This window comes from Halanaerocella petrolearia, assembly GCF_054657875.1.
Genome location: NZ_BAAHXW010000001.1, coordinates 1,101,374 through 1,123,189, shown reverse-complemented (window position 1 = coordinate 1,123,189; position 21,816 = coordinate 1,101,374). Strand labels below are relative to the sequence as shown.

The window sequence follows — 21,816 nt, the reverse complement described above, 5'->3', positions numbered from 1 at the left end:
ATTAATATGAGATTCAGTAGCAAGTGATGACTTTTTACTTTATTAACTATTTAATTAATTCAATGAGGAGGTAAAGATGATTTACTTTGATAATGCAGCAACTACGTGGCAGAAACCAGAAATAGTTTATCAGACAGCAGATCGGGTTTTACGTAATAAAAGTGGAAATCCTAGTCGAGGTAGCCATCAGGTTGCTTTAGATGCTAGTAGAGTTATTTTTAAAGCTAGAAATAAAGTAGCTAACTTTTTTAATGTTACAGATAGCAGTCAAATTGCTTTTACTAAAAATGCTACTGAAGCAACTAATCTTGTCTTTAAAGGTTTATTGACTGCTGGAGATCATGTAATAATTAGTAGTTTAGAGCATAATGCTATTTTGCGCCCTTTACATCGTTTAAAAGAGACAAAAGGAATTGATTTAACAGTAGTTGATACTGAACAGGGGAGAGAAACTTTCTTAAAGAATGTTAAGACTGCTATTACTGATCAAACTAAATTAATTGCTATGACTCATGCTTCTAATGTAACAGGTAATATTTTACCGATTAAAGAAGTAGCAGAGATTGCTAAACAACAAGATGTTCACTTTTTAATAGATGCAGCTCAGACAGCAGGAATTCTGCCTATAGATCTGCAAGAATTAAATGTAGACTTTCTTGTTTTTACAGGCCATAAAGGATTATTTGGCCCGCAAGGTGTAGGAGGATTTTATTTTAACTCTAGTATTGAGTTTATGCCTTTATTAGAGGGAGGAACTGGAGGTAGTTCTAAAGAAGAGTTGAATCCAAATATCAGACCAGATAAATATGAAAGTGGCACTTTAAACACCTCTGGGATTGCAGGGATGAGGGCAGGAATAGAATTTATTGAAGATATAACTTTAGAAAGTATAAGAAAACATGAAGATAATTTAGTAGAGCAATTAATGCTAGGATTAGAGAAGTTAGAGAAAGTAGAGGTTCTTACTTCTCAAATTGGTCAAGCCAGGGTAGGAGTAACTTCCTTTAGAGTAGAAGGAATTGAGCCCGCTACTATTGGACATATTTTGAATAGTAAATATGATATTGTAGTGCGGACTGGAATTCATTGTGCTCCGTTGGCCCATCAGAGTATTGGAACTTATAATTCAGGCACAGTTAGAGTTAGTTTTAGTTATTTTAATACTCTAGAAGAGATAGATAAGTTTTTAAAAGCATTACAAGAAATAATTAACAACAGCTCCTCTTTTATTCAGTAGAAGCTGTAGTATAAACAGTTCTTTTAATATGACTAATAGTTTTATTGGTAGCTTCTTCTGCTGAGTAATTGACTCGATTATTGATTAATAGAGATAACATTCCTTGATAGATTAATCTGATTATCTCATTAATTTCTGCAGCTTCTTTTTCTGTAAAATAATCTTTATCAATACAAGGTTGGATAGCAATTTCACATCTTTTAGCAAAATCAGCTTCCATAAGCATAGGAACTAATTCTTGTGGATGATTATTTACCTTATTTGGAAAGATAGAATAGTAATTACGCATTAAATTTTCAGGTTGATTACCAATATTTTCAGTAAAGACAGCATAATAAAGTTTAGGCTGTTTGAAACAGTATTCACAGAAACACTTCCAAATTAATATGAATCTATCTAAAGTATTATCAGCATTCTTTATATAATCTGGCAATGCTTTTATGTAATTATTAATAAACTTTACAGCTGCTAAAGATACTAGTTGATTACTATTATCAAAATAATTATAAATGGTAGCGCTATTATAACCAGCAATATCAGCTACTTTTCTGATAGTAACTGCTTCAATTCCTTCTTCTTCAATAATTTGAGTAGTAGCTTTAATAAATATCTTCAATATATGTTTCTTTTTAAGACTACATTGTTCGATATTGATCATTAATATCAACTCCTTAAATTATATAGATTATTAATCTTTGTTAAAGTATATAATAAATTTTCCTGTTAAGTCAAGAACTTGAACTAGACTAAAGCTTTCTTGGTTATGTAGAATAATTTTTTATTATATTTTGGATTAATCTAAATATATTATAACTATTTTAAAAAATAAATAATTTGTAATGTTATATAATTGAAGTTTAGATATGTTAATTATGAAGGGTGATTATAATAAAAGATAGATAAAAAGGGGTATTAACTAACAATGAATCAACAAAAGCAGGCTTATTTAAGGCAGATTCCAGCAGTTAATGACTTATTAACAATAGATTTAGGAAAGGAATTAGTTGAAAGATACTCTCGAGAGTTAGTAGTAGAATCTATTAGAGAAGTTACAGAAAGGTTAAGGAATAAGATTTTAAATTATAAATTAGAAGAGCTAGAATCAAGTGGAATTGAAGTAACTGCTGAAGAAATTTTACAACAGGTAACAGATTATTTAAATAATAGGACTAGTGACCAGTTAGTTACAGCAGTTAATGCTACTGGAGTTGTAATTCATACAAATCTAGGACGATCTCTATTATGTGATTCTGCTATAGAGAAGTTAGAACAAGTAGCTAGTAGTTATTCGACTTTAGAGATTGATTGTGATACTGGAGAGCGAGGTTCACGTTATGAAATTGTAGAAGATTTATTAGTTCAACTAACTGGTGCCCAAGCAGCTTTGGTAGTCAATAATAATGCAGCAGCTGTCTTATTAGCATTAAGTAGTTTAAGTGAAGGACAAGAAGCTATTATTGCTCGAGGACAGTTAGTAGAAATAGGAGGTTCCTTTAGAATTCCAGAAGTAATGGAGAGAAGTGGAGCTAAGTTAAAAGAGGTAGGGGCTACTAATCGAGTTCATCTTTCAGATTATGAAGAAGCAATTAGTGAAGAGACAGGTATTTTATTAAAGGTACATACTAGTAATTATAGAGTAATGGGTTTCAATAAAGAAGTTGAACTTGAAGAGTTAGTTAATTTAGGTAATCAATATAATCTACCGGTAGTAGAGGACTTAGGTAGTGGTGTCTTAATTGATCTAACTCCTTGGGGTTTGAGTTATGAGCCTACTGTTCAAGATAGTATTCAAGCTGGAGCAGATATAGTAACTTTCAGTGGTGATAAGTTGTTAGGTGGTCCTCAAGCAGGAATTATTGTAGGTAGTAAAGAGTATATTGATCAAATGAAAGAACATCCTTTGAATCGAGCTTTAAGAGTTGATAAATTTACTTTGGCTGCTTTAGAGGCAACTTTACAGCAGTATAGAGAGTTAAAAAAGGCTAAAAAAGAGATTCCAACTTTACAGATGTTGACTCAGTCACAGGATAAGTTAAAAGATAAAGCTGAGAAACTGATGGAAAGACTTAAAAAGATAGATGTTCGAGACTTAGAATTAAGAGTTAAAGAAGGAATTTCTCGAGTTGGAGGAGGTTCTTATCCTTTAGAAGAATTACCCACTTATGTTATAGAGTTGGCCCATCAGCAGTTAAGTGCTCACCAGATTGGAGAAGAATTACGACTTAATGATCCTCCTATCTTCACTAGAATATCTGATGGAGTAGTTTTATTAGATGTAAGAACTCTACAAGAAGGAGATGAAACTTATTTAGTGAAAGCACTACAGAATTTGGCTTAAGAAGGAGGAGCAAGGGTGGATAAAAATCTAATTATTGGGACAGCTGGCCATGTTGATCACGGTAAGACAACCTTAATTAAAGCTTTAACTGGAAAAGATACTGATAGATTAGATGAAGAAAAAGAACGTGGTGTTTCTATTGATCTTGGTTTTAGTAAGTTAGAATTAACTTCTGGTTTGCAAGTAGGAATTATTGATGTACCAGGGCATGAGAAGTTTATTAAGAATATGTTAGCTGGAGCTGGAGGAGTAGATATTGGATTATTAGTTGTGGCTGCTGATGAAACAATTATGCCTCAGACTAAGGAGCACCTATCTATTTTAGAATTATTAGATGTTGAGCAAGGGTTGATAGCTATTACTAAAAGTGATTTAGTAGATGAGGAATGGCTAGAGTTAGTAATAGAAGAAGTTAGAGAGTCAATGGCAGATAACTTTCTAGCTGATGTACCTATTATACCTGTCTCTGGAGTAGAAGGAACTGGAATAGATAGATTGAAGAAGGAGATAACAGAAGTAGTAGAGGATATTCCTGCCAAGGATGAAACAGCTAATACTTATTTTCCAATTGATCGTGTCTTTTCTATCTCTGGTCATGGAACTATTGTGACTGGAACTTTAATTAATGGTAAGATTGAAGTAGGGGACAAGCTAGAGATTTATCCTTCTCAGATTGAGGTTCGTGTACGTAGTCTACAGGTTCATGAAAAATCAGTAGAGACTGCTTATCCTGGTCAACGAGTAGGAGTTAATTTAGCCAATATAGATACAGAAGAAGTAGAAAGAGGAGATGTTTTAGCTACTAAAGATAGTTTAGTTAATACTCAGTATCTTGATGCTTGCTTAGAATTATTATCTTCTGCTCCAATGGTTTTACAACATGGTGATAGAATTAGATTACATTTAGGGGCCAAGGAAGTATTGGGGCGAGTTTATTTATTAGATAAAGAAGAGCTTTATCCAGGCCAAAAGGGCTTAGTGCAATTTAGATTAGAGGAGACAGTAGTGGCTAACTTCAAAGAAAGATTTGTTATGCGTCGTTATTCTCCAATGACTACCATAGGAGGAGGACAAATTTTAGAAACTAATCCTAAGCGCCATCATCGCCAGGATAAAGAGGTTATATCAGTTTTAGAAACAAAAGAAAGAGGTAGTATAGAAGAAAGAGTTAAAGTAGAATTAAAGATGGCTACAGAAAGACCGTTAGCAAGAGAAGATTTAGTACAAGCCACTAACTTGTCTCAATCTCAATTAACAGAGGTGTTGACTGAATTATCTGCTCAAGAGGAAGTTGTTGAATTAGATACAGGACATAGCTCTAATTGGCTACACTATAGCCATTATCAAGCTTTAAAAGAGAAAGTAATTGATTTATTAGCAGACTACCATCAGCAGTATCATTTAAGATTAGGTCGGGATAAAGAAGAAGTGAGAACTAAGTTAGAACTAGAGTTAGATGCTAATGAGTATAACCTATTATTAGATGATTTAAAGCAGAATAATGAGATTAAGGAAGAGGATGCTAAATTAAGTCTAGAAAGCTTTGAGGTTGAGTTTAATCCTCAAGAGCAAAAAATAAAAGAAGAAATATCCACTTTATTTAGACAACATAGCTTTAAACCACATGAATTGAAGAAAGTTATAGATAGTTTTACTAGAGAAGATTTAGCTACAGAAGTTACTAATGCTTTAGTGGCTAGTGGAGAGTTGGTTAAGATAAAAGAAGGTTTATATTTTCATCAACAAGCTTTAGATAATGCTAAGAAGTTGTTAAAAGATTATTTAGTTAAAGAGGGGCAGATAAAGTTGGCCCAGTTCAGAGATCTATTAGATAGTAGTCGGAAGTATGCCCTACCTTTATTAGAGTATTTTGATAAACAAGGTGTTACTAGAAGAGAAGAGAACATAAGATTTTTGGCAGATGAATAATAATTTGCTATTAAATACAATAAATAATAAATAATATTATTGTTTACAATTAAAGTATAATATGTTATAATAATTAGCGAAGTAAGATAAAAACTGAAAAATTAAGGGAATGGCTGCATCCATGGTGGATGCCCTGGACTTCAAATCCAGTGGCAGGCGGCTTAAGTCGTCTGTGGTGGGTTCGATTCCCACATATTCCCGCCAATTGATTTGTTGGGCTTTATGGCTGTTTTTAAAACAGTTCTTTTTTATTTTTTGGAGGGATTATTTTTAAATGTCGCCATCTTGACGCCATTATTTATTTTTAAGGCTGTTTTTTAGTTTTTGGACTGCTTCTTTTTGCATAGAAGGAATAACATGGGAATAAGTATCTAAAGTTTGATTAATAGTTGAGTGTCCGAGTCGTTCTTGGACTATTTTAGGATGAACTTCAGCTTGAAGCATAAGTGTTGCATGAGTATGCCTTAGATCATGTAATCTAAATTTAGATAGTTCAGCTTTTTTAGCAACACGATTAAAATTTCTAGTAGCAGTTTGAGGACGTATAGCTTCTCCAGTCTCTTTACAGAAAACAAGATTGTATTGGTTATTATATTTATCTGCAAGTCTTAATTGATTTTCTTGTTGTTCCTTTTTTCTTCGTTTTAAAACTTTAATTACATCTTCATCTACATCAATTGGTCTAATACTAGAAGGAGTTTTAGGTTTTCTAAAGATTAATCCTTTCCCAACGGGATTAGTAACTCCCTGCTTAACTTGTAATTTCTTTTCTGTAAAATTTACATCTTGCCATCGTAAAGCTAATATTTCTCCTCGTCTCATACCAGTGTAAACTGCTATATAGATTAAGTCATAGACCCAGTCATTAGCTACTTCAAGTAGTTTTTCTATTTGCTCAGGGGTTAGTGCTTTAATCTCTGGTCTATCAGGACTAGGGGCTTGTATAACCTCAGCTGGATTATTATCAAGTACTCTCCATTTCACAGCATGCTTTAAAGCTTTTGATAATACTCGATGGTGATATTGCACAGTTCGTTTTGATAATCCTCCCTCCTTACCATCTTTACGGCCATTTTTGAGCTTATGAGTCTGATATCTTTTAATATGCATTGGTTCTAAATCACTAATTTTAATATTACCTAAAGTAGGGATTAAATGCTTTTTAATAATTAGTGTATAACTTTCGAGAGTAGAAGGGGCCAAATTACTCTCACAATAATCTTCTATCCACTGTAATAAAAAATCTTTAACTGTTAATTCTGATGGTTCGATATATTGGCCCGTATCTTGCTTGTGTGCTAATTCATACATCCTCTTTTCTGCTTCTTTTTTAGTGCCATTAATAGTTTCGTAAATCCTATTTCTTTTACCTGTTACAGGATCTCGTCCATTTTCTACACAAATTTGCCACTTATTCTTACCACGTTTTCTTAAGTGTGCCATTGCTAAATCCTCCTTCTTATAGAGTATTATGATTATTATAATTTAGACAGCAAAATAAAAGAAGAGTAAGTTATTTTAAAATATCCATTAATTTTATAATTATAAATAATAATTACATAATTTAATTATTATTTAAGATTATGATATATAGAACAAGATTGTTAAAAATTAATTAATGTGGTTAAAAAAAGTTGCCATAATTCTCATCATGGCAATGATGATAGATGTCTTCAGTTTTTAGTTTAGTAATTATCTCCGATTTTGGGACTTTAAAAAATTCTGATAACTTATCTAAGTTATAATCACATTTTACAACTTGTTTAGTAATCTGAGCAGAGGGCATAAGTAATTCTCTAGCAAAAGCATTGATTATTTTTTCAGGCACTTGTTCTTGATCTTCCAGTAAGATATGTCCTACTTTATGACAAATTAAAAAGCGTTTCTTTTTTATTGGTAGTTCAGGATCTAAAACAATTAAATTTTTAAATTTACCATCAAGAAGACCAACTGAAGTTTTATTTGAATCTAATTCTAAATAAGCTAATTTGATGTTCAAAATATCGGTAACTTTTTTGATCTTGATAGGGCTTGTAAGGTTATATTCATCTAAAAAGTTTTTAGCTACTTTTTGACCATCTTTTAGTTTCATTTGTACTCTCCTTCTCTACTTATATAATTGTAAAATTATTATTCGGGAATATCATCTTCTTTAGCAAATTCTGTAACAGTTTTTAATCCTACAGCAGAAGAGCTTTTTAAAAAGAAAGCAAATGAGGTAATAGGTAATAAAGTAGATCAAGTAATTCCAAATACTAGATTAATTGAAGTAATTAAAAATGGTGATAAAGATATAGGAAGTATTCAAAATATTAATAATACAAAGATTGTTACTAATAGAGTTCCTATTGTAGTTGGAGAAAAGATAACAGGAGCAGTTGCTACTTTTCAAGATGTGACTAAAGTTCAAGAGTTAGAGCAGAAAATAAGACAGGAATTACATAAAAAAGGGCTTGTTGCTCAGTATGACCTTCAAGATATTATTGGGGATAGTGAAGAGATAATAAAAAGAAAAGAGTTAGCTAGGAAATATGGTAAAGTAAATTCTACGGTTTTGATTAGAGGTGAGAGTGGGACGGGAAAGGAGTTATTTGCTCAAGGGATTCATAATTGTAGTCGACGTAAGCTAGGCCCTTTTGTTGCTATTAACTGTGCAGCATTACCTACTAATTTATTAGAAAGTGAATTATTTGGTTATGAAGAAGGTACTTTTACAGGGGCTAAGAAAGGTGGAAAGAAAGGATTATTTGAGTTAGCTCATAAGGGGACAATTTTTTTAGATGAAATAGGTGAAATGGAAAAATCTTTACAGGCTAGGTTACTTCGAGTTATTCAAGAAAAAAGAGTAATGAGGTTAGGAAGTGAAAAAATTATTCCTATAGATGTTCGAATTATAGCTGCTACTAATAGAGATTTAAATAAGGAAGTTAGTGAAGGGAACTTTAGAGAAGATTTATATTATAGATTGAATGTACTGGAACTTGAAATTCCACCTTTACGTAAAAGGAAAGGTGATATAATGATATTATTAGAATTTTTATTAAAGAAAAAATGTCAACAATTAAATATGAATATAAAGCGAATAGATACTGAAGTAATAGAATCTTTAGTTAACTATGATTGGCCAGGAAATGTAAGGGAGTTAGAAAATATAATAGAAAGGATAATTGTTATTTCTGATTCACAAGTAGTTAAGAAAAAAGATATAGATTTTATATTGGCTAAACTTAATATAAGAGATAAGAAAGAATATAATTTTAAGCATAATACACATTCTATAGATTTAGATTCTAGTTTGGAAGAGATAGAGAAGAAAGTTATAACTAAAATGGTAGAAAAAGAAGAGAGTAAAACTAAAGCAGCTAAAAAGTTAGGAATTACTAGAACGACTTTATGGAGAAAACTAAAAAACGATTAATAATTAAACGTTATGTTTATTTTTTAAACATAACGTTTTTTCTTATTTTAAAATCTTAAAATAATTAGTTTCTATAAATTGTTATAAGAAAATAAATTCAAAAGATTAGTTTGTTGATGTAATAGGGGTTCATGGTAGTTTTAATATGAATAATTAAATATTTTTATAAAATTATAAGATTTTGGAATAGTAATTGCAATATTATATTGGCGAAAGGAAAAATTAATCAAGGGAAAGGGGGAAAATTATGAGTAAAAAAGGTCTTGTTATGAAATCAGGAGATAATGTCGCTACTGTTGTGGAAGAAATCGAAAAAGGTGAAGAGATTAATGTTGAGATTGATGGAGAGGTGAAAAGAATTGAAATTAATCAAGACATTCCTTTTGGCCATAAATTTGCTTTAGATTCGATTGAAAAAGGTGATGATGTAATTAAATATGGAGAGAGTTTAGGAGCTGCAAGTAAGAATATTAAATTAGGTGATTATGTTCACGTACACAACTTAGAAAGTAAGAGAGGAAGAGGAGATTTATAAAAAGAGGAGGGGTAAGTATGAAGATACAAGGCTATAAACGAGAAAATGGAAAGGTTGGTATTAGAAATCATTTATTAATATTACCTACATCTGTTTGTTCAAGTGAAACAGCAGTCAGGATAGCGGAACATATTAGTGAAGCAGTAGCATTACCTCATCAACATGGATGTTGCCAAGTAGGAGCAGATGCTGATCAAACAGTTGATACATTAGTAGGATTAGGTAAAAATCCTAATGTTGCATCAGTATTAGTAGTTGGATTAGGTTGTGAAGGAGCAGAGCCATCAGAGGTAGCGGAAAGAATTAAAGAAACAGGAAAACCAGTTAAAAAAATAACTATTCAAGAGTGTGGTGGAACATTAAAGGCAATTGAAGAAGGTACTAGAATAGCTAGAGAATTTGCTAATGAAATTGCATTGATGGAAAAAGAAGAGGTAGATATCAGTAAGATTACATTAGCTATTGAATGTGGAGGTACTGATTCAACTTCTGGTATTGCAGCAAATCCTGCGGTAGGAGGAGCTTCTGATAAGCTTATAGAGTTAGGTGGAACAGCTATGCTATCTGAAACAACAGAATTAATTGGTGCAGAACATGTGCTGGCTAAAAGAGCAGTTAATGAAGAAGTAGAGGAAAAACTATTAAATACTGTAAATAAGATTGAAGATAGAGCTATGGAATTAGGTGTTGATATTAGAGGTGGGCAACCAACTCCAGGAAATATGGAAGGCGGGGTTACTACAATTGAAGAAAAGTCTTTAGGCTGTATTTATAAGGCTGGATCAGCTACTATTGAAGGTGTTTTAGAGTATGCTGAAGTACCTACAGATAAAGGGTTTCATATTATGGATACTCCTGGTCAGGATATAGAATCAATTACTGGAATGTTAGCAGGGGGGGCACAAGTAGTAATTTTCACTACCGGTAGAGGAACACCAACTGGGTCACCACTAGCTCCAGTAATTAAGGTGACTGGTAATTCTAGTACTTATCAAAATATGATAGACAATATTGATATTAATGCAGGTAAGATTATTGATGAAGGGTTAACAATAGATAACCTTGCTGATGAGATCTTTGAATCTATGGTTGAGGTTTGTAATGGTAAAAAGACAAAGGCTGAATTATTAGGTCATAAAGAATTTGGGATTCATAAGATAGCACCGACATTTTAGTATTAATTTATTTAAGATAAGGTAGGTGACGATAGAGACCGTCACCTACAAAAGAGTCATTATTAATAATTCTTAATCATTAGATTAGAGGGGGATTATAATGGAAATTAAGAAATCTATTGAAAAAATACCTGGTGGAATGATGGTAGTCCCATTGATTATTGGAGCTCTTGTTAATACTTTTTTTCCTCAATTATTAAAGATAGGTGGATTTACAACTGCTATTGCTGATGGTGCATTACCTTTAATTGGAGTATTTTTAGTTTGTATGGGAGCTGGTCTTAGTGTGAAAGCAGCACCTAAGGCTGCAAAAAAAGGTTTAGTTATAACAGCAACTAAATTTTTAGTTGGTGTAATTATGGGATTGATAGTTTCTAAATTTATGGGAGATAATTTATTTGGATTATCATCTTTAGCTGTTATAGCTGCAATGACTAATACAAATGGTGGGTTATATGCTGCTTTGGCAGGAGAGTTTGGGAATGAAACAGATGTAGGTGCGATCGCTCTTATATCTGTTAATGACGGGCCTTTCTTAACTATGATTGCATTAGGTACTGCCGGAATTGCCAAAATACCATTTATGACTTTAGTAGCAGTAGTATTACCAATTATTGTTGGAATGATTTTAGGTAATCTTGATGAGGAATTAAAAGAATTCTTAACTAAGGGAGGGGCTGTATTAATTCCTTTCTTTGCTTTTGCTTTAGGAGCAGGTATTAACTTTGGTATGTTAATTAAAGCAGGACTTCCTGGTGTGTTATTAGGTTTAATGACTAGTATTATAGGTGGTTTCTTTAATATTATGGCTGATAAAACTACAGGAGGATCCGGCATAGCTGGAGCAGCTGCATCTAGTACAGCAGGTAATGCAGTAGCAACTCCTCAAGCTGTAGCTGTTGCTGACCCTGCATTAAAATCATTAGCAACTATTGCAACTCCACAAGTAGCAGCATCCACTATAACTACTGCACTTGTGACTCCAGCAATTACAGCATATATAGCTAAGAAAGCAAATGATGAAGAAGTTAAAGAAGGGATTGAGGAAGAAAGTGTAACTGCATAATAGGGGGGAGTGTATGCCAATTGAATTAGGAATAATTGCAGATGATTTTACAGGGGCCAACGATACAGGGGTTCAATTTAGCAAAAAAGAGTTAAAAACATTAGTTGTATCAGATATAGATAGTATTAAGGAGATAGATTATCAAGCAGATATAATTGTTGTTGATACAGATAGTAGAGCTGATAAGCAAAATGATGCTTATGATAAAGTTTTTAAAGCAGCTAAAAGTTTAAAAACTATGGGAATAAATTATATCTATAAAAAGTTAGATTCAACTTTAAGGGGTAATATAGGAACAGAAATAGAGGCTGCTATGAAAGGAGGAGGATATGAGATAGCAATTGTCGCTCCTGCTCTTCCAGCTGCTGGTAGAGAAACTATTGGAGGAAACCAACTGGTACATAGTGTACCTCTTGAGAAAACAGAAATTGCTCAAGATCCGGTAACTCCTGTTAAACATTCTTATGTAGCTGATATTATTAGAGAACAGACAGAGAAAGAGTTAGCTGTTATAAATATTAAGGATGTCATTAAAGGGTCAAAAAAATTAGCTAACTTAATCAAGAAAGAAATTAAATCGGGGAGTAAAATTTTAGTACTTGATTCTATTACTAATCAGGATTTAGATATAATAGCTAATACCTTAGGGCTTATATCTCAGAAATGTCTGCTAGTGGGTTCAGCAGGATTTGCAGAAAGCTTACCCATTGCTTTAAATTTAGTTAGTAAACAAGTAACTAATCAACAAGGTTCAGTAGTAGGAATTGCTGGTAGTGTTAGTGATGTAACTAGAGAGCAGATTAATTATGCTCAGGAGAAGCTAACTAACTTGGAAGTATTAGATGTAGAAATTGAGAAGGTATTACAGAATGATTATCAGGAAGAATTAAATAGAATAGTGGATTTAGTTAGTCAATTTTTAAATCAAAGACATGATATTATTATTAGGTCAGCTAAAGATAGAAAATTAGTTAAGAAAGCTAGGCAATTAGGTTCTAAACAAGGGCTAAGTAGTGTTGAGGTTAGTGAAAAAATTGCTAAGTTTTTAGGTGCTATAGCAGGTGAAATTTATTTAAACAAATCAATAGGTGGTTTATTACTTACTGGTGGAGATATCGCAGTTAAATCAGCTTCTTTACTTGGAGCCCGAGCAACTATTATTGAAGGTGAGGTTTTACCTGGGATTCCAGTAGGTTATTTTAAAGGGAATAATTTACCCCAAAAACCTATAGTTACTAAAGCTGGGGCTTTTGGAGAAGAAGAAGCAATAGTAAAGATTATTGAAAATTTAAAAAGGAGGGGTTAGATTTGGAACCTAATAAGCAGATAAGAATTGGTATAACAATGGGTGACCCAGCAGGAGTTGGCCCGGAAATTATTTTGAAGTCTATTAGGGAGAAAAGAATACAAGATTTAGGGGAAAATGTAGTTATTGGAGATGCTTCGGTACTAAAGGCTGTAAATCAGAAATTAGATTATAATTTACAAATAAATGTAATAGATTCTATAGAAACAGTAAGTAGTGATAAGCAAATAGTTAATGTATTAGATTTAGATAATATTGAATTAGAGAATCTTAAACCAGGAGTAGTACAGAAGACTGCTGGGAAGGCTGCAGTGGAGTATGTCAAGAAGGCAATTGATTTAGCGCTTAATAATAAAATTGATGCTATTGTAACAGCTCCACTCAATAAAGCATCAATTCATAAGGCAGGATTTAAATATCCTGGACATACAGAGATATTAGCAGAACAAACGGGAACTACTGATTTTGCCATGATGTTATATTCAGAAAAATTAAATGTAATTCATGTGACTACTCATATGGCTCTTGAAGAAGCTTGTCAAACAATAAGTAAGCAAAGAGTAAAGAAAGTAATTAAATTAGCAGATGAAACATTACAAATGATGGGGATAGGGAATCCTAAAATTGCAGTAGCTGGAATCAATCCCCATGCAGGAGAAGATGGTATTTTTGGGGATAAAGAAATAAAAGAGATAAAACCAGCTGTTAAAGAAAGTAAAGAAAAAGGAATTAATGTTGATGGACCAATATCTCCAGATACAGTCTTTGTAAGAGCAGTTGATGGTGAATATGATATAGTAGTGGTTATGTATCATGACCAAGGACATATTCCAGTCAAATTATTAGGTTTTGATAGTGGAGTAAATATTACGACAGGTCTTCCTATTATTAGGACTTCTGTTGACCATGGAACAGCTTTTGATATTGCTTGGCAGGGCAAAGCTTATGATACTAGTTTGGTAGAGGCAGTTAAAGCAGCTTGCAAATTAGCATAAAATTAATATAAAAGCACATATAACGGGCCAACAATGAAACAATCTTGGGAGTTACTCCTACTAAAAATATGATACGCTAACAATAGAATAATTAATTATCTTAACACCTAGAACTTATCTGGGTGTTTTTTGTTTTTTTGTAAATCCCGTAAGCAACCTGACGACAGAGGAGAAACTGATGCGTCATTTCTCATCGCGTCAAATCGTGTCCCTCAATCTTCCCTGTCCCCCATATTAATGCAACCTTATTGATCGGCTGGTTCGTGCCGATCTGTCGGGAAGGGAGTGACGATTTTAGAGTACGAAAAGTCCGATAGGACTTGAAGGAAAGGGTTTAGGGGGTTTGGGGGAAAGGGAATGAGGGATACCATGTGGTTGCTGGAGGGATTGCTTTTAGCCGAGTGGAAGGAATGGAGAGTGATATAGATACTGGATACTGACCTTTAGTCAGTTTGTAGATATAGTACTCGAAATGACTGGAACTGGGCGTTGTAGTTAGGAATTGTGATGCTGATTTCTAGCATGACAATTCCTTATAGTAAGGAGGAGGGTTAAAGTGAGTTGGCCCGAAAGAGTAGTGGAGTATCTAGATTATATTGTTGGGTTGGTTGGTGGTTTATGTTGTTATTGGTTAGGTGGTTATGATCGAGCCTTAGAGATTTTATTAGCAATGGTAGTAGTAGATTATCTAACTGGTTTATTATCAGCTTATGTTTTACAAGATATTGATAGCCAAATAGGTAAAAAAGGAGTAGCTCAAAAAATAGGGATGTTATTAACTGTTGCTGTAGCTCATTTAGCTGATCAGATCTTAGGTAGTGGGGGAATGATCAGATCAATGGCAATCTGGTTTTATATTTCCAAAGAAGGGATTAGTGCTTTAGAGAACTTAGGTCAAATGGGAGTTCCAATTCCTAAAGTTTTAAAGAAATCTCTTAATCAAATTCAGGAGGAAGGTAGGGGAAATTAAGATGGATGAAAACTTTCAACAAGCTTTAGAATTAGTTTTAGAATATGAAGGTGGCTATTCTAATGATGAAGATGACAGAGGCGGGCCAACTAAGTTTGGGATCACTAAAGCTACTGCTAGACGATTAGGTTATAATGAAGAGATAAGTAAGCTGAGTAAAGAAGAGGTAGCTCAGATGTATTATGATAATTACTGGGCCAACTTACAGTACAATCTGATTAATGATAGTAACATTGCTCTGGAAATGTTCGATCAGGCTGTTAACCTTGGCCCGCAGACTGCTAATTGTCATTTGCAACGAGCTTGTAATTTACTAATCAAAGATGAAATTGCAGTTGATGGAATTGTTGGTCCTGCTATTCTAGAAGCAGTAGTGAATTGTAGTTATAAACTAGAGTTAATTAAACTGCTTAATATTCTCCAAGGGTATAAGTATATTAAGATTGTTGAAAGTGATAAATCACAGAAGAAGTTTATTAGAGGCTGGTTAAAGAGAGTTTATAGCTTATAAGGAGTTGATAGAATGGAAAATGTGATTAAATTTATAGCAGCCAATGTACCATTGCTTAGTATCTTGTTGATTATATTAAAGAAGGATCAAAAAAAGTTAGATGCTTATTTTAGATCGGGGAGTTTTGTTTTATCGGAAGTAGACGATATTTTAGACAGCATACTATTAGAATATCCAGATAATCCTACTTTGAATACAGTTGATGATGTAATTGGTCTATTACTTAAGCAGTTAGAAAAGTCAGGCTATAAGATTAATCAGACTACCAAAGCTAAGATCGCAAGTAGAGTAAAAGGTAAGATTAAAAGAGATTTTAGGGCTAAAGTATTTTGGGAAAATGGAGAGTTAAAGTTGGAGTATAAGTAGTGGTAGTTGGCCCGTAAGAATAAAGGAGGAATAACTATGAGAGGAGTAGTTGATAGATTTGTAAGTGGCTTTGGTGTGGTGATAGTAGGGCAGGAGGAGTTTAAGTTGATTGTCCCAAAAGGTGAATTGCCTAAAAATACTGAAGAAGGAGATTGGATGAAATTAAAGTTTATACCTGATAAGAAGTATACTCAAGAAAGAAGAGAGAAAATAGAAGAGATGTTAGATGATTTAATAGAAGAGTAGTGATTTAAACCTCCTGGGGTTGTTGGCCCTAGGAGGTCTTTTTATTACAATTTTTATAATTAAGAAAACTGAAGCTGAATCAAAGGAAATAACTATATTTTATAGTAATATTATATATAGAAGATAACATTATCATCAGGAGGTTAAATTATGCCAAGAAAGTTTTGGGGAGTTCCTAGAGGAAAAAGAAGTTTGGTAGTTTCTATAGAGGTATTAAAAACTATTGAACCAAAAATAAAAGGTAGAGTGTGGAGTAAAGAATTACAAAAAGAAATAGATCAGTTTTTAGTTGAAGAAGATTTAAAAAGAGAAAGAATGAAAATAGATGATAATCCAGGTAGTTTAAGAGGTAATTTTACTACTTTAAAAGCTTTTGGTCTTGTCTATCGAGATTTTGATAATAAGGTACAGTTGACTAAAGCAGGAGAAGAGTTAATAGATTCTAAGACTCCTAGAACAATTAAGAAAAACATTTTACGTAAGCAATTACTAAATTTTCAGTTTCCTTGTCCATATGCTCAAAAGGGACATGCCAAGATTATTTCAGATTATAAAATAAAACCTTATAGATTTTTACTAGAACTTTTACTAACAGATGAAATAGATTACATAACCTTAGAAGAAGCAGCAAGATTTATTGTATTCGCTCAGGAACCTTCAGAAAAAGATTTAATTAAAGAATCTATTTTAGAGTATCGCGGTTCTGAATCTGAATTAGTTTTACAGACTTACTTTGATGAATTTGACCATAGAGGAATTAGTTTAGATTATAGTAATAATTTAATTTCTGAAGAAGTGACTGAAATAAGTAATATAACAGATCTCCCAGTCTCTAAAGTTGAAGATATTTTATTAAAAGAAGCTGAATTAGAAAGAACCTATAGACCAAATAGTCGTTGGACTGCGACTTATAAAAGCAGATGGGATGTAGTTAGTACGATGAAGACTCATCTAACTGAAGCTGAATTGATATCTTCTGATTCTAAGAATTTTGAATTAACACCAGAGTTAAGAGAGTTATTACAAAATATTTTAGGAGATACATCTCATTTTCCTAAAGATTTAATTCCTTTTGAGGGGTATTCTCAATATTTAGATCCAGATGAGAAAAAGCTCTTAGAACTTAGATTTTTAAATAAGTATGGAAGAGGATGGAATACAAAGTCTGGCATACAACGAAGTAGTCTTAAAGGTAAGGTGGTTTCTCGTCAGAAGGTTAAAGAAAGAACTATGAAGAGTGAGTATGAAAAGGCTGTTAAAACTAAAGTAGTTAGTTCTAAATTAGAGGCAATAGAAATAATAAAAGATAATACTCAATATTCAAAAGAAGATATTGCGGAAGTAGTAAAAAATAGTCCTTCACCTGATTTAAATGAGTTTGCTAAATACTTTATTGAAATAGGAAAAAATGGAGATGAAAATCTAGAGTTTGAGAAATTATGTCAGGCAGTATTTAGTAAATTAGGTTTTGAATCAGAGCATGTAGGTCAAAAGGGTAGATATCCTGATGTATTAGCTATGTATGATAGTGATCAAGTAGGACTTATTGATGCTAAAGCTACTTCTGGTGAATATAGTGTAGTTTCAAGTGATGAGCGAGCTATGAGAGATTATGTTACTAAGTTTAGAGATGAAAAATATAAAGGTAAATCATTAAATGTTGGATTCTTTGTATTTGTTGCAGGAGCTACTGCCAATACTTCTGATACTAATATAAATAATATTTATCAGGATACTGGTGTACCAGGTAGTATAATTTCTGCATCTACTTTAATGGATTTATTAAGATTACAAATTGAAAATCCCAAAAACATTGCTGAGTTAACTAAACTATTTAAATTAAATAGAGAAATTGTAAATTCAGACTTAGAAAAACTCTGGACATAGAATTATATAGAATAAAATCTACATGTTTGTAAATATTAACCATAAAGCGAACTTGTAGAGGTGATATTATATGAATATACTTTTAGTTGATCCTGTCTATATTAAGTATCCTAATTTAGCATTAATGAAGATTAGTACTTATCATAAGAAAAAAGGAAATAAAGTTTTTTATCAACAGGGTTTTTCTAAACAAAAGGTTGACCCAGAGATAATATATGTGTCAGCATTATTTACTTATAAAGCCAATAAAACTATTAAAGTAATAAATAAATATCAAAAGTCTTATCCAAAAGCTGAGATTAAAATTGGTGGTATATATCCTAGTTTAATGCCAGAGCATGTAGAGAAAAATACAGGGATTAAACCTCATATTGGACTGTGGGAGAAAATAGAATTATTACCACCAGATTATAGTCTGTTTTCAGATCATAAATATAGTGATACCTCATATGTTTTTACTACAAGAGGATGTCGGAATAATTGTGATTTTTGTGCTGTGAATGAATTAGAACCTGAATATAAAGAAAATCAAAGTTGGATAGATCATATTGACTTTGATAAACCTAATATCACAGTTTATGATAATAATTTAACTACTAGTAGATTTGAACATTTTAAAATGGTAATGGATAAATTAAATGAAGTAGGTAAAAAAGTTTGTTTTGATAATGGGTTTGATTGCAGATATCTAACTAAAGAGCATGCAGAATTGATAGGTAAATTAAGGCTAAAACGTCGTGGGGTTAGATTAGCTTTTGATGATATGAGTCAGGATGGTAAAATACAAAAAGCAGTAAAAATATTAAGAAATAATGGGGTTGCTAAGAGTAATATTATGGTTTATGTTTTATTTAATTTCAAAGATGATTTAGAAGAAGCATTGTATAGAGCAAATGAAATAAAAAAACTAAATGTTAGAGTATACCCTCAGAGGTATGTTCCTTTAGATTGGACAAAACCACAAAGTTATTATGTATCAGATGCTTGGGATAAAGATATGGTACGGGAATTTAGATTTTATTGGATGATGTATGGAGTTTACTCAAAGATGAGTTTTGAAAAGTTTATAGAAATAGGTGGAGAAAAAGAAATCGCAAGTTAAAACTATAATTGTATATCTTTTTTAGGGAGGTCTTTTGTCTCTTTTATAGTATAAGTAATTATGGGGGAAATAATTTTATTTAGATAGTTATTGAAATCATTGTTTAGTTTATTACAAGTATATCTACATATAATCAAAGGGAAATAATTACTTATTCTTTTAGCTAAACATAATATATATACTACAATCAAATAATTGTAAGTGGTTTAAGATAATTAGTTGAAATAATAACTTTAGTGTAAGCAGGGGGTACTATTAATGGGAGAAAGATATAATGTTGTGTCACTTTTTTCAGGATGCGGGGGATTAGATTTAGGATTTGAAAGATTAAAAGGAACTTTGAATGAACCAGTAAATGATAATGTTTTTGATATTGTTTGGGCTTGTGATATAAATGAAAATGCTACTAAGACTTATGAAGAAAATTTCGAAGCTAAAAGATATGAAGATGTAGATAAAATGTATAACAACTCAGATTTGAACGAAAAAATAGTTTATCAAGGAGACGTACGTAAAGTAGATTTCTCTAAAATTTTAAATAAGGAAGATATTGATTTAATGCTAGGAGGTTTTCCATGTCAAGACTTTTCAATGCTACGGGGAAAAGAAAAAAGAAAAGGTGTAAAGGTTAAAAGAGGTAAATTATATCTTGAATATGTACGAGCATTAGTTGAGTTACAACCTCAAATGTTTGTAGCTGAAAATGTAAAAGGACTGAAATCAGCTAATGATGGATTAGCTTTTGAACAAATTATAGATGATTTTCAAAATCTTAATGAAAATTGGGAAGATATTAAAAAAGATTTAGAAACTGATCCACAAGTGCCATCCAACTTTGAAAATTATAAGATTTTATTTTCTAATGTTGTTAACTTTTCAGAATATGGAGTTCCACAAAATCGTGAGCGATTGGTCATAATAGGTATTCGCCAAGATTTATTGAAAAAATCAAGAAATAATAATTTAATAATGGAATTAATAAATAATATACCTGATATATTATTACCTCCTAAAGAAGATTATTATCCAGTTACTCCAATAGAACTTTTTGAAGGCAAGCTACTTAATGAATTAGAAAATGATTATAAAAATATAATGAAAGAATATAAAAATGGACAAGACTATAAATATTCTATTAAAGACTTTGATTCTGAAAGAGCTGAGAAATATTGGAAAGAAGTTTGGAGTACCTATTCATTAAACATTTATGAAGATTATTGTAAGGTAAATGATCTTGATGGAAATAAATTAGATAATAAGTGGGATGAAATTTATAAAAATCACAAAGAAGTATTAAGAGAAATTGGTGCATTAGAAAACTCTTTATATGCTGAGGATTTTGTAGATTTAGATGGGACACATAAAAAAGCACGTTCTCATAAGAAGACTAAAAGGAGATTAGAGCATATACCGCCAGGAGAGAATCATGTGTTTGTAAAAGGAACTGAATATTCCGTTAAAGGACTTATGAGTAATATATATAGACGGTTACATCCATTGGTTCCTTCTACTACTGTTATAGCTAATGGTGGGGGAGGAACATGGGGTTATCATTATGAAAGAGCTAAGTATCAACTTACTAATAGAGAAAGAGCAAGAATACAAACTTTTCCTGATAGATTTAAATTTAGTGGTAATAAATCTGATGTTCGTAAACAGATAGGTAATGCAGTACCACCATTAGGAGCTAAAAAGATTGCTAAAGTTATATATTCTATTTTAGATAAAATATCGTCTACAAAAGCAGATAAGTTGAAAAGTAAATTGGAACCAAATTATTCAGTAGAACAAAGAGAACAAGAAGTATCTTCAGTAGTAAGAGAGAAAGCAATATAAATCACCTCTAAATAGGACTAATCTAAAAGGGGGAATAGTAATGAGTGAAGAATTTAAGAAGATAAAAGAAGATTTAAGTGAAATTGATAGATTGATGAAACGAGTGGTTGAGAATTGGGATGAGCTTGATGATGAAGAATTTTATGAATTAGCAGAGAATTATCCTGATTACTTACCTAGTTTTGAAGAATTTGAAGCAGATCTTAATAAGTGGTTAATTGATTTGTTAGATAAAGAATAATTAATATGGTATTAAAACCTCTTCCTTTAAAGGAAGAGGTTTTATTTTTGGCTATGTAAAGTATAATTCTCTAGGCTAACTTCCAGCTCGGATTTTTCTATTTTTACTAGGAGAAAGGAAAAATCCTGTTGTTACTGAACAGTTATTAGTGAGTGGAGGGATAGAATGTTAACAATCAAATGTGCTAGATGCAAAGATAAAGTTTTGAAGTATAAAAAAATAGGAAAAGGTAGAGTGTTAAGATGTTGGGAAGAAAAGATAACAAGAATTTATGGTAAGATTAAAAATGATAAATTAATATGTCAAAATTGTGCTAATATAATAGGTAAGATAAAAACTGGGCGAGGGACAAATTATGTAAATATGAATCAAGATGAATTTACATATAGCGGGAGAAAAAATTCTAAATAGATTTAATGGAATGTTCTTTTATCACTAGTAGGTTATTATAATGAAATAATGAAAGAGTAACTATTTAAACCTCCTAGGATTGTTGGCTCACGGAGGTCTTTTTTATCATTTCCGGATTAAACCGGAAACTATTGTCGCGTTCAGATACTATGATTGCAAGGAATTTTATGTTATTATATACATGTAGTCAAGAGAGATAGTTAGTTAACTTCCACAATTAATTTATAACTGAATTTAGAATTATAAG

Annotated in this window: 21 protein-coding genes and 1 tRNA gene; 19 read left to right on the top strand and 3 right to left on the bottom strand. The window is 31.8% G+C overall.

Annotated elements, in window-relative coordinates:
* Positions 1-76 precede the first annotated feature (76 nt).
* The gene (locus ACYQ39_RS05745; RefSeq protein ID WP_459841068.1) at positions 77-1,237 is read left to right on the top strand and encodes an aminotransferase class V-fold PLP-dependent enzyme; all 1,161 of its coding nucleotides are present in this window, start codon (positions 77-79) and stop codon (positions 1,235-1,237) included.
* Here the strand turns inward: ACYQ39_RS05745 and ACYQ39_RS05740 are convergent.
* Positions 1,227-1,895: a TetR/AcrR family transcriptional regulator gene (locus ACYQ39_RS05740; RefSeq protein WP_459841066.1), complete on the bottom strand. Its 669-nt coding sequence runs from the start codon at positions 1,893-1,895 to the stop codon at positions 1,227-1,229. The genes ACYQ39_RS05745 and ACYQ39_RS05740 overlap by 11 nt on opposite strands.
* 264 nt (positions 1,896-2,159) lie before the next feature.
* On the opposite strand from ACYQ39_RS05740, the gene selA reads away from it, so the two are divergent.
* The 3 genes from selA to ACYQ39_RS05725 all read left to right on the top strand — a co-directional run bounded on the left by selA (position 2,160) and on the right by ACYQ39_RS05725 (position 5,708).
* Positions 2,160-3,575, top strand: coding sequence for an L-seryl-tRNA(Sec) selenium transferase (selA, locus tag ACYQ39_RS05735; RefSeq protein WP_459841064.1), 1,416 nt, complete (start codon positions 2,160-2,162; stop codon positions 3,573-3,575).
* Between the two features lie 15 nt (positions 3,576-3,590).
* Positions 3,591-5,504 carry a selenocysteine-specific translation elongation factor gene (gene selB, locus ACYQ39_RS05730; protein WP_459841062.1) on the top strand — a complete coding sequence of 638 codons (1,914 nt, stop codon included), beginning with the start codon at positions 3,591-3,593 and terminating at the stop codon, positions 5,502-5,504.
* Positions 5,505-5,609: 105 nt separating this feature from the next.
* Positions 5,610-5,708 (top strand) — tRNA-Sec (locus ACYQ39_RS05725).
* A gap of 90 nt (positions 5,709-5,798) precedes the next feature.
* Here the strand turns inward: ACYQ39_RS05725 and ACYQ39_RS05720 are convergent.
* Positions 5,799-6,947, bottom strand: coding sequence for a tyrosine-type recombinase/integrase (locus ACYQ39_RS05720; RefSeq protein WP_459841061.1), 1,149 nt, complete (start codon positions 6,945-6,947; stop codon positions 5,799-5,801).
* A gap of 181 nt (positions 6,948-7,128) precedes the next feature.
* Positions 7,129-7,596, bottom strand: a complete 468-nt coding sequence (locus ACYQ39_RS05715) for an ImmA/IrrE family metallo-endopeptidase (RefSeq protein ID WP_459841059.1) — start codon at positions 7,594-7,596, stop codon at positions 7,129-7,131.
* 303 nt (positions 7,597-7,899) lie between these two features.
* Here ACYQ39_RS05715 and ACYQ39_RS05710 point away from each other — a divergent pair, with 303 nt between their 5' ends.
* The 15 genes from ACYQ39_RS05710 to ACYQ39_RS05640 all read left to right on the top strand — a co-directional run bounded on the left by ACYQ39_RS05710 (position 7,900) and on the right by ACYQ39_RS05640 (position 21,569).
* Positions 7,900-8,922, top strand: a complete 1,023-nt coding sequence (locus ACYQ39_RS05710) for a sigma-54 interaction domain-containing protein (protein ID WP_459841058.1) — start codon at positions 7,900-7,902, stop codon at positions 8,920-8,922.
* 247 nt (positions 8,923-9,169) lie between these two features.
* Positions 9,170-9,457, top strand: coding sequence for a UxaA family hydrolase (locus ACYQ39_RS05705; protein ID WP_459841056.1), 288 nt, complete (start codon positions 9,170-9,172; stop codon positions 9,455-9,457).
* A gap of 17 nt (positions 9,458-9,474) precedes the next feature.
* Positions 9,475-10,632 carry a UxaA family hydrolase gene (locus ACYQ39_RS05700; RefSeq protein ID WP_459841054.1) on the top strand — a complete coding sequence of 386 codons (1,158 nt, stop codon included), beginning with the start codon at positions 9,475-9,477 and terminating at the stop codon, positions 10,630-10,632.
* 100 nt (positions 10,633-10,732) lie between these two features.
* Positions 10,733-11,698 (top strand): 2-keto-3-deoxygluconate permease, encoded by a 966-nt coding sequence (locus ACYQ39_RS05695; protein WP_459841052.1) that lies wholly within the window; start codon positions 10,733-10,735, stop codon positions 11,696-11,698.
* 13 nt (positions 11,699-11,711) lie between these two features.
* On the top strand, positions 11,712-13,004 hold the full coding sequence (locus ACYQ39_RS05690; RefSeq protein WP_459841050.1) for a four-carbon acid sugar kinase family protein: 1,293 nt from the start codon (positions 11,712-11,714) through the stop codon (positions 13,002-13,004).
* A gap of 2 nt (positions 13,005-13,006) precedes the next feature.
* The gene (pdxA, locus tag ACYQ39_RS05685; RefSeq protein ID WP_459841048.1) at positions 13,007-13,999 is read left to right on the top strand and encodes a 4-hydroxythreonine-4-phosphate dehydrogenase PdxA; all 993 of its coding nucleotides are present in this window, start codon (positions 13,007-13,009) and stop codon (positions 13,997-13,999) included.
* 556 nt (positions 14,000-14,555) lie between these two features.
* Positions 14,556-14,969, top strand: a complete 414-nt coding sequence (locus ACYQ39_RS05680; protein WP_459841046.1) for a phage holin family protein — start codon at positions 14,556-14,558, stop codon at positions 14,967-14,969.
* Position 14,970: 1 nt separating this feature from the next.
* On the top strand, positions 14,971-15,480 hold the full coding sequence (locus ACYQ39_RS05675; protein WP_459841044.1) for a glycoside hydrolase family 108 protein: 510 nt from the start codon (positions 14,971-14,973) through the stop codon (positions 15,478-15,480).
* 12 nt (positions 15,481-15,492) lie between these two features.
* A complete protein-coding gene (locus ACYQ39_RS05670; protein ID WP_459841042.1) occupies positions 15,493-15,846 on the top strand; it encodes a hypothetical protein in 354 nt (117 codons plus the stop codon).
* Between the two features lie 36 nt (positions 15,847-15,882).
* Positions 15,883-16,092, top strand: coding sequence for a DUF3006 domain-containing protein (locus tag ACYQ39_RS05665; RefSeq protein ID WP_459841040.1), 210 nt, complete (start codon positions 15,883-15,885; stop codon positions 16,090-16,092).
* A 150-nt stretch (positions 16,093-16,242) separates the two neighbouring features.
* Complete coding sequence (locus ACYQ39_RS05660) at positions 16,243-17,979, top strand: restriction endonuclease FokI C-terminal domain-containing protein (protein ID WP_459841038.1); 1,737 nt, start codon at positions 16,243-16,245, stop codon at positions 17,977-17,979.
* A 70-nt stretch (positions 17,980-18,049) separates the two neighbouring features.
* Positions 18,050-19,081 (top strand): radical SAM protein, encoded by a 1,032-nt coding sequence (locus tag ACYQ39_RS05655; RefSeq protein ID WP_459841036.1) that lies wholly within the window; start codon positions 18,050-18,052, stop codon positions 19,079-19,081.
* Positions 19,082-19,339: 258 nt separating this feature from the next.
* Positions 19,340-20,917 carry a DNA cytosine methyltransferase gene (locus ACYQ39_RS05650; RefSeq protein ID WP_459841034.1) on the top strand — a complete coding sequence of 526 codons (1,578 nt, stop codon included), beginning with the start codon at positions 19,340-19,342 and terminating at the stop codon, positions 20,915-20,917.
* Positions 20,918-20,957: 40 nt separating this feature from the next.
* The gene (locus tag ACYQ39_RS05645; protein WP_459841032.1) at positions 20,958-21,158 is read left to right on the top strand and encodes a hypothetical protein; all 201 of its coding nucleotides are present in this window, start codon (positions 20,958-20,960) and stop codon (positions 21,156-21,158) included.
* Between the two features lie 165 nt (positions 21,159-21,323).
* Positions 21,324-21,569: a hypothetical protein gene (locus ACYQ39_RS05640; protein ID WP_459841031.1), complete on the top strand. Its 246-nt coding sequence runs from the start codon at positions 21,324-21,326 to the stop codon at positions 21,567-21,569.
* Positions 21,570-21,816 lie beyond the last annotated feature (247 nt).

What these genes read in the sequence shown, in the direction of transcription:
- ACYQ39_RS05695 (WP_459841052.1), top strand. Translation starts at nt 10,733, where the DNA reads ATGGAAATTAAGAAATCTATTGAAAAAATACCTGGTGGAATGATGGTA.
- ACYQ39_RS05715 (WP_459841059.1), bottom strand. Translation starts at nt 7,596, where the DNA reads ATGAAACTAAAAGATGGTCAAAAAGTAGCTAAAAACTTTTTAGATGAA.
- ACYQ39_RS05705 (WP_459841056.1), top strand. Translation starts at nt 9,170, where the DNA reads ATGAGTAAAAAAGGTCTTGTTATGAAATCAGGAGATAATGTCGCTACT.
- ACYQ39_RS05650 (WP_459841034.1), top strand. Translation starts at nt 19,340, where the DNA reads ATGGGAGAAAGATATAATGTTGTGTCACTTTTTTCAGGATGCGGGGGA.
- ACYQ39_RS05675 (WP_459841044.1), top strand. Translation starts at nt 14,971, where the DNA reads ATGGATGAAAACTTTCAACAAGCTTTAGAATTAGTTTTAGAATATGAA.
- ACYQ39_RS05745 (WP_459841068.1), top strand. Translation starts at nt 77, where the DNA reads ATGATTTACTTTGATAATGCAGCAACTACGTGGCAGAAACCAGAAATA.
- ACYQ39_RS05670 (WP_459841042.1), top strand. Translation starts at nt 15,493, where the DNA reads ATGGAAAATGTGATTAAATTTATAGCAGCCAATGTACCATTGCTTAGT.
- ACYQ39_RS05655 (WP_459841036.1), top strand. Translation starts at nt 18,050, where the DNA reads ATGAATATACTTTTAGTTGATCCTGTCTATATTAAGTATCCTAATTTA.
- ACYQ39_RS05700 (WP_459841054.1), top strand. Translation starts at nt 9,475, where the DNA reads ATGAAGATACAAGGCTATAAACGAGAAAATGGAAAGGTTGGTATTAGA.
- ACYQ39_RS05645 (WP_459841032.1), top strand. Translation starts at nt 20,958, where the DNA reads ATGAGTGAAGAATTTAAGAAGATAAAAGAAGATTTAAGTGAAATTGAT.
- ACYQ39_RS05660 (WP_459841038.1), top strand. Translation starts at nt 16,243, where the DNA reads ATGCCAAGAAAGTTTTGGGGAGTTCCTAGAGGAAAAAGAAGTTTGGTA.
- ACYQ39_RS05690 (WP_459841050.1), top strand. Translation starts at nt 11,712, where the DNA reads ATGCCAATTGAATTAGGAATAATTGCAGATGATTTTACAGGGGCCAAC.
- ACYQ39_RS05640 (WP_459841031.1), top strand. Translation starts at nt 21,324, where the DNA reads ATGTTAACAATCAAATGTGCTAGATGCAAAGATAAAGTTTTGAAGTAT.
- selA (WP_459841064.1), top strand. Translation starts at nt 2,160, where the DNA reads ATGAATCAACAAAAGCAGGCTTATTTAAGGCAGATTCCAGCAGTTAAT.
- ACYQ39_RS05665 (WP_459841040.1), top strand. Translation starts at nt 15,883, where the DNA reads ATGAGAGGAGTAGTTGATAGATTTGTAAGTGGCTTTGGTGTGGTGATA.
- ACYQ39_RS05720 (WP_459841061.1), bottom strand. Translation starts at nt 6,947, where the DNA reads ATGGCACACTTAAGAAAACGTGGTAAGAATAAGTGGCAAATTTGTGTA.
- ACYQ39_RS05740 (WP_459841066.1), bottom strand. Translation starts at nt 1,895, where the DNA reads ATGATCAATATCGAACAATGTAGTCTTAAAAAGAAACATATATTGAAG.